The organism is Pseudomonas sp. NUPR-001 (genome assembly GCF_052147955.1).
Taxonomy (GTDB): Bacteria; Pseudomonadota; Gammaproteobacteria; order Pseudomonadales; family Pseudomonadaceae; genus Aquipseudomonas.
Genome location: NZ_CP197353.1, coordinates 2,475,593 through 2,489,644, shown reverse-complemented (window position 1 = coordinate 2,489,644; position 14,052 = coordinate 2,475,593). Strand labels below are relative to the sequence as shown.

Annotated in this window: 10 protein-coding genes; 4 read left to right on the top strand and 6 right to left on the bottom strand. The window is 61.1% G+C overall.

From position 1 onward, the window contains the following. Nucleotides 1-55 precede the first annotated feature (55 nt). The 4 genes from ACP6KB_RS11345 (at nt 56) to ACP6KB_RS11330 (ending at nt 5,363) form a co-directional block, all read left to right on the top strand. Nucleotides 56-748 (top strand): response regulator transcription factor, encoded by a 693-nt coding sequence (locus ACP6KB_RS11345; RefSeq protein WP_442113810.1) that lies wholly within the window; start codon nt 56-58, stop codon nt 746-748. Further along, nucleotides 748-2,094, top strand: coding sequence for a HAMP domain-containing sensor histidine kinase (locus ACP6KB_RS11340; protein ID WP_442113809.1), 1,347 nt, complete (start codon nt 748-750; stop codon nt 2,092-2,094). Before ACP6KB_RS11345 ends, ACP6KB_RS11340 begins: the two co-directional genes overlap by 1 nt. A 75-nt stretch (nt 2,095-2,169) precedes the next feature. Next, nucleotides 2,170-4,401 carry a TonB-dependent siderophore receptor gene (locus ACP6KB_RS11335; protein ID WP_442113808.1) on the top strand — a complete coding sequence of 744 codons (2,232 nt, stop codon included), beginning with the start codon at nt 2,170-2,172 and terminating at the stop codon, nt 4,399-4,401. A 68-nt stretch (nt 4,402-4,469) separates the two neighbouring features. Then, nucleotides 4,470-5,363, top strand: coding sequence for an alpha/beta hydrolase (locus ACP6KB_RS11330; RefSeq protein WP_442113807.1), 894 nt, complete (start codon nt 4,470-4,472; stop codon nt 5,361-5,363). A 149-nt stretch (nt 5,364-5,512) separates the two neighbouring features. Here ACP6KB_RS11330 and ACP6KB_RS11325 read toward each other — a convergent pair whose 3' ends face one another. The 6 genes from ACP6KB_RS11325 to ACP6KB_RS11300 all read right to left on the bottom strand — a co-directional run bounded on the left by ACP6KB_RS11325 (nt 5,513) and on the right by ACP6KB_RS11300 (nt 14,007). Further along, nucleotides 5,513-8,065 (bottom strand): TonB-dependent siderophore receptor, encoded by a 2,553-nt coding sequence (locus ACP6KB_RS11325; RefSeq protein WP_442113806.1) that lies wholly within the window; start codon nt 8,063-8,065, stop codon nt 5,513-5,515. Nucleotides 8,066-8,166: 101 nt separating this feature from the next. Next, nucleotides 8,167-9,174, bottom strand: a complete 1,008-nt coding sequence (locus ACP6KB_RS11320; protein WP_442113805.1) for a FecR family protein — start codon at nt 9,172-9,174, stop codon at nt 8,167-8,169. Beyond that, entirely contained in the window at nt 9,171-9,788 is a 618-nt protein-coding gene (locus ACP6KB_RS11315) for an RNA polymerase sigma factor (protein ID WP_442113804.1), read from the bottom strand. Before ACP6KB_RS11315 ends, ACP6KB_RS11320 begins: the two co-directional genes overlap by 4 nt. A gap of 108 nt (nt 9,789-9,896) precedes the next feature. Continuing rightward, nucleotides 9,897-11,225, bottom strand: coding sequence for an amidohydrolase (locus ACP6KB_RS11310; RefSeq protein ID WP_442113803.1), 1,329 nt, complete (start codon nt 11,223-11,225; stop codon nt 9,897-9,899). 89 nt (nt 11,226-11,314) lie between these two features. Beyond that, a complete protein-coding gene (locus ACP6KB_RS11305; protein WP_442113802.1) occupies nt 11,315-12,637 on the bottom strand; it encodes an OprD family outer membrane porin in 1,323 nt (440 codons plus the stop codon). A 68-nt stretch (nt 12,638-12,705) separates the two neighbouring features. Then, nucleotides 12,706-14,007, bottom strand: coding sequence for an MFS transporter (locus ACP6KB_RS11300; RefSeq protein ID WP_442113801.1), 1,302 nt, complete (start codon nt 14,005-14,007; stop codon nt 12,706-12,708). Nucleotides 14,008-14,052 lie beyond the last annotated feature (45 nt).

Below are 14,052 nucleotides of genomic sequence, written 5' to 3'. Positions count from 1 at the left end.
CTGCCCGCAGTGGGATCATTCGTATTTGCAACCAATTCTCATTAAAGGCCCTCCTGTGTCGCCCACGTTGCTCCTTGCTGAAGACGATCCGTACCTGCGTCAAGACCTGGAACGTCACTTCCAGCGCCGAGGCTTTACCGTCACTGCCTGCGAAACCGGCACTCAGGCGTTGAGTGCGGTGCAGCGGGGTGGTTTTGATTTGCTGCTGCTAGACATCATGCTGCCGGGCGTCGATGGCCTGCGCCTGTTGGACGAGCTGCGTCGCGATCAGTCGGTGCCGGTGATGTTGATGTCGGCACTGGGCGCCGAGCAGGACCGTATCAGTGGTTTTACCCGTGGCGCAGATGACTACTTGCCCAAGCCGTTCAGCCTCGCCGAGCTTGATGCGCGGGTCGATGCGCTGTTGCGCCGTGTTGCCCTGGACAGACGCCAGGCCCAAGCCAGCAACGACGCTGGATTGACCCTCGACCAGAATGCCCAGGATCTTGTGCATCAAGGTCGCAGCGCCGGGCTTACCGGTTCCGAGTACCGTTTGTTTGCCACCTTGCGCGCCCATCCCGGGGAAGCCTTGAGCAAGGCCTTTCTCTATCAGACGGTGCTGCACCGCGCCTTTACCAGCCTGGACCGTGGCCTGGACGTGCACGTGTGCAATCTGCGGCGTAAGCTGGCCGATATCGGCGCGCAGCATTTGCAGATCCAAGCGGTGCGTGGCCAGGGTTATATCCTGGTCGACGCGCAGATGTCCTGATGCGTCGTCACCCCCTGCTGTGGAAGCTGGCGGCGTTGCAGGTTGGCTTTTGTCTGCTGCTGACGTGGTTGATCTGGACCTGGGGCTTGTCGGTCGAGCGCAGCACGTACTTTCTCAGCCCGGCAGATCAGCAGTACCTGGCGCGCTATGCACAGCAAGCCGAGGCCGCTTGGCACAACGATGGCGCTGCCGGTGTCGAGGCCTATCGCAATCAACTGCAACGCGCCGAAAATACCTGGGTGGCCGTGGTCGGCCCGCGCCTGGAGAGCCTTGGCAACACCGCGCTGAGCGCCGAGGAAGCTGGACATCTGACCTTCATGCGCAAGCTCGATTGGCCGATGAGCCGACGCCTGCAAGATGAGCTGCCGTACGTCAGTATCGAGTTTCCCGAGCGGCCAGCCGATGGCCGCCTGGTCATCCAGTTGCCTGAACGTCTGCTACCCACCGGCCTGACACCCTGGACCCATATCATCACTCACGGGGTAGCGCCTACGTTGCTCGCCTTGCTGTTGGGCCTGGCCCTGTACCGTCAGTTGGTGGTGCCGCTGAACCGCTTGCGCTCGCGCGCCGATGCCCTGCGCGCCGACGACCTCGAGAGCCCGGGCCTGCCCTTACAAGAGCGGCGCGACGAACTGGGCGAGCTGGCTCAGGCGTTCGAACACATGGCCAGGCGCCTGCGCCAGAGCCTTGAACAGCAACGTTTACTGTTGCGCACCTTGTCTCACGAACTGCGTACACCACTGGCGCGGCTGCGCATCGCCCATGACAGCCACTTGCCGCCCGAGCAACTGCGTGAGCGCTTGGGCCGTGAAGTGGACGATATGCAAAAGCTGTTGGTCGACACCCTCGACTTGGCTTGGATGGACACCCAACACCCGCAGTTGCCCACAGAACCGGTGCTGGTGCTTTCGGTCTGGGAAGCGCTGTGCGAAGACGCCTGCTTCGAAAGCGGCTGGGCGCACACCCGCCTGCCCTGCACGCTTGGCACCGACTGCCAGGTGCAGGCCCACCTGAACAGCCTGGCTCAAGCCATGGAAAACCTGTTGCGCAACGCCATCCGCCATTCACCGCCCAGCGGTGTGATCAGCCTCGACGGTTGGCGCGAAGGCGATCACTGGCACCTGCGTCTGCGCGACCAGGGCCCGGGCGTGCCCGAGGCCGATCTGGAGCGTGTTTTCGCGCCCTATCAGCGCCTGGCCGACAGCGGTGCGGGTTTCGGCCTGGGGCTGGCCATCGCCCGGCGCGGCATCGAACTGCAAGGCGGGCGCCTGTGGGCCAGCAATGCGCAACCAGGTTTGTGCCTGCATATCGTGTTGCCAGCAAGCGACAAATGTTTAGAAAGTTAATGAGCTTTACTCTCAAATAAGACTGACTATCATCTGCGACCTCTTACCTTCCGCACGATGTTCCGGAGATCGAAGATGTCGCCCCGTTCGCTGCCCCTCGCCCCTTTTCTGCTGCTGACCAGCTGCCTGCTGGCCAATGCTGTGCAGGCTGCCACCACTGCGTCACAACCCGTCGAGCTGGAAAGCCAGAATGTGGTGGCCACAGCGCTGGAAGAGACCAAACAGGCCCCTGGCGTGTCGGTGATCACCGCAGAAGACATCAAGAAACGCCCTCCGGCCAATGACCTGTCGCAGATCATCCGCACCATGCCTGGGGTCAACCTGACCGGTAACTCCACCAGCGGCCAGCGCGGCAACAACCGCCAGATCGACATTCGCGGCATGGGCCCGGAGAACACCTTGGTTCTGGTCGACGGCAAACCTGTCAGCAGCCGCAGCTCGGTGCGCTACGGCTGGCGGGGTGAGCGCGATTCGCGCGGCGATACCAACTGGGTACCGGCCGACCAGGTCGAGCGCATCGAAGTGATTCGCGGCCCGGCAGCCGCACGCTACGGCTCCGGGGCCATGGGTGGGGTGGTGAACATCATCACCAAACAGGCGACCAGCGGAACCCACGGCAACGCCACGGTTTACCAGAACTTCCCCCAGCACGGTGACGAAGGCGCGACCAAACGCATGAGTTTCGGCCTCAACGGGCCGCTCACCGACAACCTCAGCTATCGCGTGTACGGCAACGTGGCCAAGACTGACGCGGATGACTGGGACATCAACCAGGGCCATGAGTCGGCGCGCACCGGCAACCAGGCCGGCACCCTCCCAGCGGGCCGCGAAGGCGTACGCAACAAAGACCTCAATGGCCAACTGACCTGGCGCCTGAGCCCGGAACAGAGCCTGGCATTTGAAGCAGGCTTCAGCCGTCAGGGCAACATCTATACCGGCGACACGCAGAACACCAACTCCAATGCCAACGTAAAAAGCATGCTCGGCAAGGAAACCAACCGGCTGTACCGCGAAAGCTACGCCCTCACCCACAACGGTGACTGGGACTTCGGCAGCTCCATGGCCTACCTGCAATACGAGAAAACCCGCAATTCGCGCATTAACGAAGGCTTGGCCGGCGGCACCGAAGGTATCTTCAGCAGCACCGACTTCTACACCTCGACCCTGCGCGACCTCACGGCACATGGCGAGCTTAATCTGCCACTGCACGCCTGGCGCGACCAGACCCTGACACTGGGCGCCGAGTGGAGCCAGCAAAAGCTCGATGACCCAAGCGCCAACACCCAGTCAACCAGCGAAGGCGGCGCCGTCGATGGCCTGGCCAGCAGCGGCCGCGACACCACTTCGCAGGCGCAGATCGTCTCGTTGTTTGCCGAGGACAACATCGAACTGTTGCCCGGCACCATGCTCACCCCGGGCCTGCGCTTTGACCATCACAGCATCGTCGGCGACAACTGGAGCCCCTCGCTCAACCTGTCGCATGCGCTGACAGACACCCTGACCCTCAAGGCCGGTATCGCGCGCGCCTACAAAGCGCCGAACCTGTACCAGCTCAACCCCGATTACCTGCTCTACAGCCGAGGCCAGGGCTGCTACGGCCAAACCACCAGTTGCTACCTGCAGGGCAACGAAAACCTCGATGCCGAAACCAGCGTCAACAAAGAGCTGGGGATCGAGTTCAAGCACAACGGCTGGGTCGCCGGGCTGACGTACTTTCGCAACGACTACAAAAACAAAATCGACTCGGGGCTAAGCCCTGTCGGCAGTGCCAGCGGTGGCACAGGCGCCAACGCCAACGCTGCGGTCTATCAGTGGGAGAACATTCCCAAGGCCCTGGTAGAGGGACTGGAAGGCACTTTGACCATTCCGCTGAGCGCGCAGCTGACCTGGAGCAACAACCTGACGTACATGCTGCAATCGAAAAACAAAACCACGGGCGAAACGCTGTCGGTGACGCCGGACTACACCCTCAACTCGATGCTCGACTGGCAGGCCAACGAAGATCTGTCGATGCAATTGAGCGTCGCGTGGTACGGCAAGCAGACACCGAAAAAGTACGACTATCATGGTGATCGGGTAACCGGCAGTGCCAACGACCAGCTTTCGCCCTACGCGTTGGTGGGTATCAGCGGTACCTACGCCATAACCAAGAACCTGAGCCTGACCACCGGGATGGACAACCTGTTCGACAAACGCTTGTTCCGGGCCGGCAACGCTCAAGGCGTCAACGGCATCGAAGGCGCTGGCGCTGCCACCTACAACGAACCAGGTCGCACGTTCTACACCAGCCTGACTGCGTCCTTCTAAGCTGTTAACGCACCGCCTGCCTCACGATCAGTCGGTGCCTTGGCATGAAGCCACAACGAGAACGCCACATGAACAAGACCCCCTTACTATTGGCGTGGGCACTGAGCTTAGTGACGTGCGGCCTTACTCAGGCGCAGCCGGTGCACGAGCAGAAGATGGACACCAGCCTGTTGCAGCATCAGGAACTGGCGTATTTCTTCACGTCCCTGCATCTGAACTCTGCCGACGGCAAGCGTCACTATCAGCTGTGGGTTGGCCGCCCCGACCGCCCCGCCCCCGCTGCAGGCTACCCGGTGCTGTGGATGCTCGACGGCAATGCCGCCATCGGCGCCTTGAGCCCCGAGCAATTGCACACCCTCGCCAAAGGCCAGGCACCGCTGCTGGTTGCCGTGGGCTATGAAACCGACCAGCGCATCGAGCGCAGTGCACGCACCTACGACTACACCCCACGCTTGCCTGGGAAAAGCGAACAACTCGACCCGCTGACCGGACAGCCCAGTGGTGGCGTGGATGAGTTTTTCGACTTGCTGAGTCAACGCATGCGCCCGATGGTGGCCAACGTTGCGCGGATCGATAACAGCCGGCAAACACTCTGGGGCCACTCCTACGGAGGGCTTGCGGTGCTGCACGCGCTGTTCACCCGCCCACATGAGTTCAGCACCTACGCGGCCGCCAGCCCTTCGCTATGGTGGCATGACGGCGCAATCGTGCAGGAAGCTGCAGGCTTACAGCAGCGGCTGGGCAACACGCATGCGCACCTGCTGCTGATGCGCGGTGGTGAGGAACCTTCACAGCCACGGGGGCCAAGCCAAGGCGATGCCGAGCGTCCAGCGCGCGAATTGGGTGAAAACCTGGCGACTGTGCCGGGGCTGAACGTCACCTTCAAACGCTTCGATGGCCTGGGGCATGGGCCGATGCTGCCAGCCTCGCTTGGCTGGGTGATAGCGGGGATGTCCGAGTAAGGTGGGAACACCTGGTACCCGCTGTGGGGGCGGGCTTGCCCCGCGATAGCGATCTCCCTGTCATATCGCATCGCGGGGCAAGCCCGCTCCCACCGAGCCTCTAATCCCCCCCAGAGCGGCCTCTGATGACCGGCTGCTATCTGACCGGGTCAGTAGCTGGCGCGCAGGGTGAGCGTAAAGTTGCGCGGTTCACCGTAGAAGTTGCCGTTCGCGGAGGTGCCGACGGTCTGGTAGTACTTCTTGTCGAAGATATTGTTGGCATTGACGGTCGCTGACCAGTTTTTATCGATCTGGTACTCCAGGCTCGAACTCCAGATGGCGTAGCCGGCTTGGATAAACTTGAACGCTTCGGCGGCACCGTCGTACTGCCCGCTATCCGGGTTGAAGGCGTTCACTGTGCCACTGCGGCCGTTGCTGCTTTGTGCGGTGACACCCATGCCCGCTTTCCACTTCTCCAAATCGCCTGGCAGACGGTAGGTGCCCCACAGTTTGAACAGATGCTTGGGCGTGACCGCCGCGTAAATGGCGCGACTGTCGTCATTGGCTTTGTCGATGGTGTGGTTATAGGTATAGCCGGCGAAGAGCTCGAGCCCTGTCAGCACTTCACCGCTGATCTCGGCGTCGAAGCCCTCGCTGATCACTTTCCCTTGGTTCAAGAAACAGCAGTTATACGCGCCGAACGCCAACGGGTAGCGCGGGTCTTGGATAGCGGCGCCCTCCTGCTCGATACGGTAGACCGCGAAGCTGGTGTTGACCTTGTCATCGAAGATCAGGCCTTTGAGGCCGACCTCATAATTCTTCGATGTAGCCGCGTCCAGAGTCTGGTTCGGGTATGCCTGCTGAAGGAACTGCGGCTTGTAGGTCTCGGCGTAACTGACGTAGGTGGTCCATTGCGTGGTCAGGTCATACGTCAGCCCTGCGTAAGGCGTGGTCACGCCTTTTTCTTTGAACCGGCGATGGTACGGGGCTGGGTCGTCCAGTACGTTGCCGAAGTCGTCAAAGAAGACTTCCACGTCTCGGTATTTGTAGGTTGCAACACGGGCGCCGAGTATCAGCTTGGTGCTGTCGCTCAGCGACAGACGAGTCATGCCGTAATAGCCGTACTTCTCGGTCGTGTTGTCATCGGTCTTGTTCGGCAGGCTCCCCAGGTCGGCTGGGCGTTCGAGGTCGAAGATATTGACCGGGAGGAAGTTGTCGTTGCCCCAGCGCTGCACGGTATAGCCATCGGCATGGGAGTAGTCGGCGCCTAGCAACACGTCGTGACGCAAGTCGAACATGTCGAAGCCGCCTTTGAAGTAGCTGTTTATTCCTTTGCGCTCCAGGCCCGTCTTGGCTGGGAAGTGCAGCCATATTGGGCCCTGCAAGGTGACTGGATCGACCGCGCCGTTGGCGAACAGCGAGTTGGCGTCGCGATCCATGTCCATGTAAGTCAGGTCGCTGGTCCAGACCCAGTCCTCGTTGAAGTTGTGATCGAGCTTGAGGTAGGCCTGTTTGGTCTTGTCGTGCACGGTGTCCCAGGTGGTGACGAACGCAGTTTTGCGCGATAAGCCGATGTCGTCGCCGTTCTTGTAGCGCGGCAGGCCGCCGAAGTTGGAGATACCTTCGCTTTCCTGGTAACTACCGCCGATGGTGAGTAGGGTATTGGGACTCAGGTCGAACTCTAGCGATCCGTAGAATAGATGCTTCTCCATATTGGCCACGTCGTAGAAGAACTTGTTGTTCTGGTAGGCCATGCCCAGCCTGCCCCGAATGTTGCCGGCCTGGGTGAGAGGACCGGTGGCGTCGAGTTCGGTACGATAGGTGTCCCAACTACCGGCCGAGGTGGAGAACTTGAGTTGGTTGTGGTCCAGGGCGCGCTTGCGCACCAGGTTAATACTGCCGCCCGGGTTGCCGCTGCCGGAATAGAGTCCGTCGACCCCACGAAGAAACTCGACATGGTCATATTGCGCCAGATCCAACTGGCTGATCGAGCCATAGCCGGAAATCGACGTGTCCATGGGCGCGCCACCGTCGAACTGAATGTTCGACACAGCGAAGCCACGAGAGAAAAAGTTAGTGTCGTTGCCCAGCGAAGAGCCGGAGGCACCGTTCTTCTGCAGGGTGACACCCGTGGTCTTGTCCAGTGCGTCGGTCAGCGTGGTGAGGTTTTGGTCCTCGATGCGTTGGCGAGTAACCACGGATACCGAGTGAGGGACTTCCTTGATTGACTGGGCGACTTTGCTGCCGACGATGGTGGTGCCAGTTGTGTAAGAACCGGTGTTCTCAGTAGTGTTGCCTAGCCCTTGGCTCTCGATGGTGGTCGCGTCGAGCTTGACGGCGCTGCCTTCGCCCTCCTGTTTGTACAGATAGGCCTGGTTATTTTGCGCTAGGGTGAAGTTCAGCCCTGTCCCCCGGAGCAATTGCGTCAGGGCCGCGGCAGGCGTGTAGTAGCCACGCACCGCTGTCGATGTCAGGTCGCGGGTCAATTGACCGTCGGCGAACAACTGGATACCGCTAATGGCCGACCACTCCAGGATCGCCGCATCCAGTGCCTGGGCTTCAATGCTGTATTGGCGGTCCGTTGACTGCGTGATGCTGCTGGGTTGCGCCAAGATCGCCTCGGGCAATGCGGCCAAGCAGCCCAAGGCACCAACAAGCACCAAGGGTTTGAAGCGTACGAGCACTGGCGTATCGGACGCCAGGCGCAGGGGGCTATTGAACATTGGGTAGTGGATTCCGTCGTATTGGCAGCGTTATTCGCAAATCATTCCCGTTTGCGATAAGCCTTATGACGGACGGCGAAGAAAAGACAACGATGCCTGATCTATTTTTTTTCGACTTTTTTTTCGTCGACGCGGATCAGTGTGAGCCAAGGGCCGACAGTGGTGATTCGAAGCGGCAGGATCACTTGTAGACTATCCAGAGCCTGTACCGGATTGCGGGCATCGAACGCGGCCGTCACCGACAGCTCCTGGAGAGCCTTATCACTCATGAGCAAGTGAGCCTCGGAATAGCGCTGTAACTGCTCGATGACCTGAGGCAATGGCGTGTCTTTGAAGACTAGGCGCTGTTCTCGCCAGGAAAGCTGCTGACTCACATTGATGGCTTGGCTAGTGCTCAGGCCGGCGTGGCCGAAGCTCAGCGCTTGGCCTTCTTCAACATCTGCCTGCTTGCCGTTATGCGTCAGCCTGACCGCGTGCTCGGTCACCACCACCTGGCCCTGGTCGCCATCAAAGCGCACATCGAATGCGGTACCCAAAGCACGAAGGCTGCTGTCTCCTGCCTCGACGATGAAGGGCCGCTCGGGGTTGGCCGCGACCTTGAACCAGGCCTCGCCCCGGTACAGCCGAATTCGCCGCTCACCCGCGCTGTACTTCACATCCAGTGAGGTTTGCGGTGCGAGTTGCAGGGTCGAGCCGTCATCCAGTTGCCAACTGCGCGTCTGCGCCACGGTGGTCCGGTAGTCAGCCCATCGTTCAGGGCCGAGCGCAACCAACGTCACCCCTAGCAATAGTGCAGCAGCACTGGCCCAACCTACCCAGGCCGTGGCAGCTCTGCGACGCGGTGCCGTGGGATTAGCGTTGGCATAAGCCCGGGCGATGAGCGTGGTGCCCCCCCATACCTGGCATGCTCGCTGCCAGGCTGGCGGGTGAGAACAATCCGCTGCCAACCAGCGCTCGAACGCCTGGCGATCATCCTCGGTCGCGCTCGTGTCGTGCAAGCGCACGCACCATTCCAGCGCCTGGTCGAGAGGGCTTGGTATGTCTTGTCCGGACATGCGCGAAGGTACTGACGGGCCGTTGGGAGGCCGATAGTCTACCGGTCCTTTCATTGCATTGCCTGCTCAATGCATTTCAGCGCCTTAACCATCTGCGAGACCACAGTGCTCTTTGAGATGTTCAAGCGCTCGGCCACCTGCTGGTGGTCCAGTCCTTCAAGACGGCAAAGGATAAATACCTCGCGGCAACGCGGCGGCAGGTTCTCGACAACCGTGACCAGTCGCTGCAGCTGTTTGCTTAGCTGCACCGAGTGTAAGGGGTCAATGCTGTGCGCTGGCACTTGCTCGACGATCTCGGGATCGGCCTGTACCTCAATGCCCAATGCCTGACGGCGACGTATATCCAGGCCAAGGTTACGGGCAATGCGGAATATATAGGCGCGGGGGTTGCCGATGTGTTGGTTCAGTGCGCGGCTTGCGACGCGTAGCCAGGTTTCCTGGGCGATGTCTTCGGCAAGATTGGTGTTTCCAAACTGACGAACCAAGTAGCCGTGGAGCGCTTCGCGATTCTCCATGAACGCAGCTAACAGGTCTTCGCGATCTTGCGACATTCGCCTTAAATCCAGTGCACCCTCGACAGGAGAAAAGTCTAACATTGAATGAAAAGTATTCTCAATGTGCTGGCTGACGCAAGCCTGATAGTTCGGCCTTTTCAGAGCTTGCCTCATAGTGGGAATTACATGCGCAGTCTCATGCCTGAAGCTGGCCATCTGATGATGCTTGAACAGCCTCAGGCATTTGCACAGACGATTGCGCAGATTCTCGATAACGGCTGATCAAGCCCCGCTATCGCGCTCCGGGTAATTGAGCACGAACTGCACGTGTGCTTTCACGCCGGTCGCCAGGGTAGCGTCATCGGCGACGAAGTACGGGCTGTGGTTGTTGGCCACCTTGCTCATGTCTTCGCCCACAGGCGTGGCGCCGAGGAATACAAACAGGCCCGGCACTTTCTGTGCGTAGAAGGCAAAGTCTTCGCTGGGCGACAGCGATGCGGGCAGGCGCTCTACTTTGCCGGGCGCGGCTTTTTCCAGGGCGGGCAGCATGGCCTGGGTCAGGGCCGGGTTGTTCACGGTTACCGGCGCATACGGCACCAACTGCAGGCTGGCTTTGGTCGCGTAGCTGCTGGCGATGCTTTCAACCATCGACGGCATTTTCTCGAGGATGCCAGCGCGGATGTCCGGGTGGTTGGAACGGATGGTCCCGGTCATTACCACCGACTGCGGAATGATGTTGCTGGCAGTGCCGCCATTGATCGAACCCACGCTGATCACGCCCATGCCCTTGGTCAGGTCAGTGCGTCGGCTTACCAGGGTCTGCAGGCCGTTGACGATCTGTGCGCTGGCGACAATCGGGTCGGTGCCGGTCCAGGGTGCGGATCCGTGGGTCTGGTTGCCGCTGACGGTGATGCGGAATTCGTCATCGCTGTTCAGCACCGGGCCGTCTTTGTAATACAGATGCCCGGTCGGGTAGCCGGCCATGACATGCACGCCAAACACGGCTTCTACCTTCGGCGAGTCGAGCGCGCCGTCGCGAATCATGGCGCGGGCGCCGGCCACGCTCTGGGTGTCGAAGTCGTCGGCATCTGCCGCGCCCTCCTCCGCTGGCTGGAACAGGAACACCACGGTACCGGCGACCTGCTCGCGGTGCTCGGCCAGTACCTTGGCCGCGCCCAGCAGCATGGCGGTGTGGGTATCGTGACCACAAGCATGCATCACGGGCACAGTTTTGCCCAAGCGCACACCTTGCGCCTTGCTGGCGAACGGCAGGCCGGTCATTTCTTCTACCGGCAAGGCATCCATGTCGGCACGCAGGGCAATCACCGGGCCGGGCTTGCCGCCTTTGAGCACGCCCACCACGCCGGTCTTGCCAACACCGGTACGTACCTCAATACCCGCTGCACGCAGCTGCTTGGCCACCAGCGCCGAGGTGCGCAGCTCCATGTTGCCCAGCTCCGGGTGCTGGTGGATGTCGTGGCGCCACTCGATCACTTGCGGGTTGACCGCCGTCACTGCGGCTTCGACCCAGTCGGTCTGGGCCGCCTGGCTCGCCGAGGCGACCAGCACACTCAAAAGACTGAAGGATAAACAGGCAGGTTTGATTCGCATGGTTGAAGCTCCGCTGAAGTATTGTTGTTGTCGGATTTTTACTGATTGGCTGAGGTGACCCGCCGCGCAGGTCACCCTGGGCATTACGCTTAGAAGAGGCGCAGCGGCCATTCGACGATGATCATGTGCATGCTGATGTCGCCGTCTGGCTGACCGCGCATGGCGTTGTGGTAACCCTCGCGCAGGCGCACTTTCATGCCTTTGGCGCTGCCGCTCTGCACCACGTAGCGGGCTTCCAGGTCGAGTTCCTGATGCTGTGCATCGTCAGCCGCCGACCAGGCCTGGAAGTTGGGATTGGGGGAGGTGCTGATGTCGTAGCCGTACACGTAGCGACCCATGAAGCTCAAACCCGGCACGCCGTAGGGCGTCATGTCCAGGTCGTAGCGCAGTTGCCAGGACTTTTCGTTGGGGCCGTTGAAGTCCGAGGCCATGACCGGGTTGCTCAAGTAGATCGAGTTGCCGAAGGCGCCAGAGCCGTTGTTGCCAAAGCCGATGTAGTCGAACGGGGTGTCGCCGATGATCCGCTGAAAGCCAAGGCTGACCTTGTGGTTGAGCCAGGTATAGGCAACCTGGGTGGAGAACGCCGTGGTATCGATGTCACCGGCCAGGGCCTGGCCTGCGTCGTTGGTGCGGTAGCCGTTCACATCCAGGTCGATCCGCGACGCGCGGTCGAGGGTCCAGCTGTAGGTGCTGCCCAGGTAATACTGGTGCCACAGGTCTTCGAAGTCAGCGCCATAGGTGCTCATCGACCAGTGATCATTCAACGCATAGCGCCCACCGGCAAAATCCACCGCGCGCGTTTCGATGTTGGCGTAGTTGGCCCACAGCCCGCCTTTGCTGCTGGTCGAAGACGGCTCGGTGCCGGCGGTGAAGTGCCCGCCTTCAAGCAGTAGCCCGGCGATGTCCTGGCTACTCAGCAAAAAACCGGTGGCGGTGCTGGGGAATACGCGGGTGTCGGAGGTGGCGAACACCGGGTTGGTCACCTGCATCTGCCCATAGCGCAGCTGGCTTTGCGCATAGCGCGCCTTGATCAGCGCACCGGCCCTGCCAAAACTGCGCTGGGCTTCGCCGTGTTTGTTCATCTGAACGGTGCCGTAGCCGGCATGGCCGTCGCCACCATCGAGCTTGAAGCCACTGTAGGCAAAGGCATCAACGCCCAGGCCCAGCGTGCCTTGGGTGAAGCCGGAGGCAAAATTGGCTTTCAATCCCAGCGACACATCGCGCGGGTCGCGTCGGTTATGCGGGCGGCGGTCATGACCGTCGCCTTTGATCTGGTTATTGAGGATCACCGAGCGGGTGCTCAGGGTCAGCTCGCTGTCTTCGATAAAGCCGTGTTCAGCCGCCGTTGCCAGCAGCGGAAAAACAGCCACGCAGGCAACCGCCAACGGCCGCGAAGTCGAGAGAAAGGTCATGCAGTTATCCATCGCAAGGGGCGCTTTGAGCGCTTGTTGTTATTGTTCAACCGCCTTTTGCAGACGGCTCAGTTCAACGGTTGGCCGGCGGTCTCCTTGACCAGCGAGAGTCCGGCCAGGGTGGCGCTTACGCAGAGCATCACGTAGAACGCCGGAGCATGGCTGTCACCGGTGAGGCTGATCAGGCCGGTGGCAAAGAACTGCGCGAAGCCGCCGAAGATCGACACGCCCAGGCAGTACACAATCGACAGCCCGGAGGCGCGAATGGCCCGCGGGAACAGCTCGGTGAGCATCACCACCGACGGCCCGGTGATCAGCACCAGAAAGAACGTGCACACCAGCGATACCGACAGCAAGGCGAGCAGCGTCGGGTAATGGGTCATCAGCACGAATGCCGGGTAGATCAACAGCAGCATCGGAATACTGCCGAGCACGATGGTGCGGCGTCGGCCAATGCGGTCACTGAGTTTGCCCGCCCACAGCGACAGCACGATCTGCACCAAAGCGCCCAGGCATGAGGCGCCGATGCCCATGGACATCGGCAGCTTGAGCACGGCGACGCTGTAGTTGGTCATGTAGTCGAGCACGATGTAGCTGCTGGCAGTGCCGCCAATGGTCATCAGTACACCGGCAACCAGCACACGGCGGTATCGGGTAAAGATCAGCTTCAGCGCTGGCGTCCGTACTTCGCCCGGTGCTTCTTGCTCTGCGGTTTCCTGCAAGTGGCGGCGAATGTACACACCTAGCGGCAGAATCAGCAGACCGAGCAGGAACGGCATGCGCCAGCCCCAGCTTTCCAGGGCTTCGGCACTCAGGCTCAGGGTCAGCGCCAGGCTCACCAGCGAGCCCAACAGAAAGCTCAAGCCCTGGCTGAAGAACTGCCAGCTGCCGTAAAAGCCGCGGTTGTGGTCGCCTGCGTACTCCATCAGCATCGCCGTCGACGCCCCCACTTCGCCGCCAATGGCAAAGCCTTGCACCAGGCGTGCAGCGACAATCATCAGCGGCGCTGCCAGGCCGATTTGCGCATAGGTTGGCGTGCAGGCCAGCAGCGCCGAGCCGATGGCCATGAGGCTCAAGGTCAGTAACATCGCCGGGCGACGGCCGACACGGTCGGCATAAGCACCAATGATCACCCCACCCAACGGGCGCATCACAAAACCCAGGCCGAACGTCGCCAGCGCCAGCAACAGCTGGCTGATCTCACTCTGCGCCGGGAAATACTGACGGCCGATCAGCGTGGCGAAAAAGCTGAACACCGAGAACTCGAAGAACTCCAGCGCCGAACCAACGGTGATCGCGGCAATCGCCCGGGCACTGATCGGCGGGCGCACAACGGCGGCAGGCGCCGCCTGCATAACGGTAACAGACATGACAACTCCTCTGGCCCGCAGCACTCACGGCTGCGCGACCGGCAG

Coding starts and splice junctions, on each gene's coding strand:
- ACP6KB_RS11325 (WP_442113806.1), bottom strand. CDS start 8,065: ATGTTCAATAGCCCCCTGCGCCTGGCGTCCGATACGCCAGTGCTCGTA.
- ACP6KB_RS11335 (WP_442113808.1), top strand. CDS start 2,170: ATGTCGCCCCGTTCGCTGCCCCTCGCCCCTTTTCTGCTGCTGACCAGC.
- ACP6KB_RS11305 (WP_442113802.1), bottom strand. CDS start 12,637: ATGACCTTTCTCTCGACTTCGCGGCCGTTGGCGGTTGCCTGCGTGGCT.
- ACP6KB_RS11320 (WP_442113805.1), bottom strand. CDS start 9,174: ATGAAAGGACCGGTAGACTATCGGCCTCCCAACGGCCCGTCAGTACCT.
- ACP6KB_RS11330 (WP_442113807.1), top strand. CDS start 4,470: ATGAACAAGACCCCCTTACTATTGGCGTGGGCACTGAGCTTAGTGACG.
- ACP6KB_RS11340 (WP_442113809.1), top strand. CDS start 748: ATGCGTCGTCACCCCCTGCTGTGGAAGCTGGCGGCGTTGCAGGTTGGC.
- ACP6KB_RS11315 (WP_442113804.1), bottom strand. CDS start 9,788: ATGAGGCAAGCTCTGAAAAGGCCGAACTATCAGGCTTGCGTCAGCCAG.
- ACP6KB_RS11300 (WP_442113801.1), bottom strand. CDS start 14,007: ATGTCTGTTACCGTTATGCAGGCGGCGCCTGCCGCCGTTGTGCGCCCG.
- ACP6KB_RS11310 (WP_442113803.1), bottom strand. CDS start 11,225: ATGCGAATCAAACCTGCCTGTTTATCCTTCAGTCTTTTGAGTGTGCTG.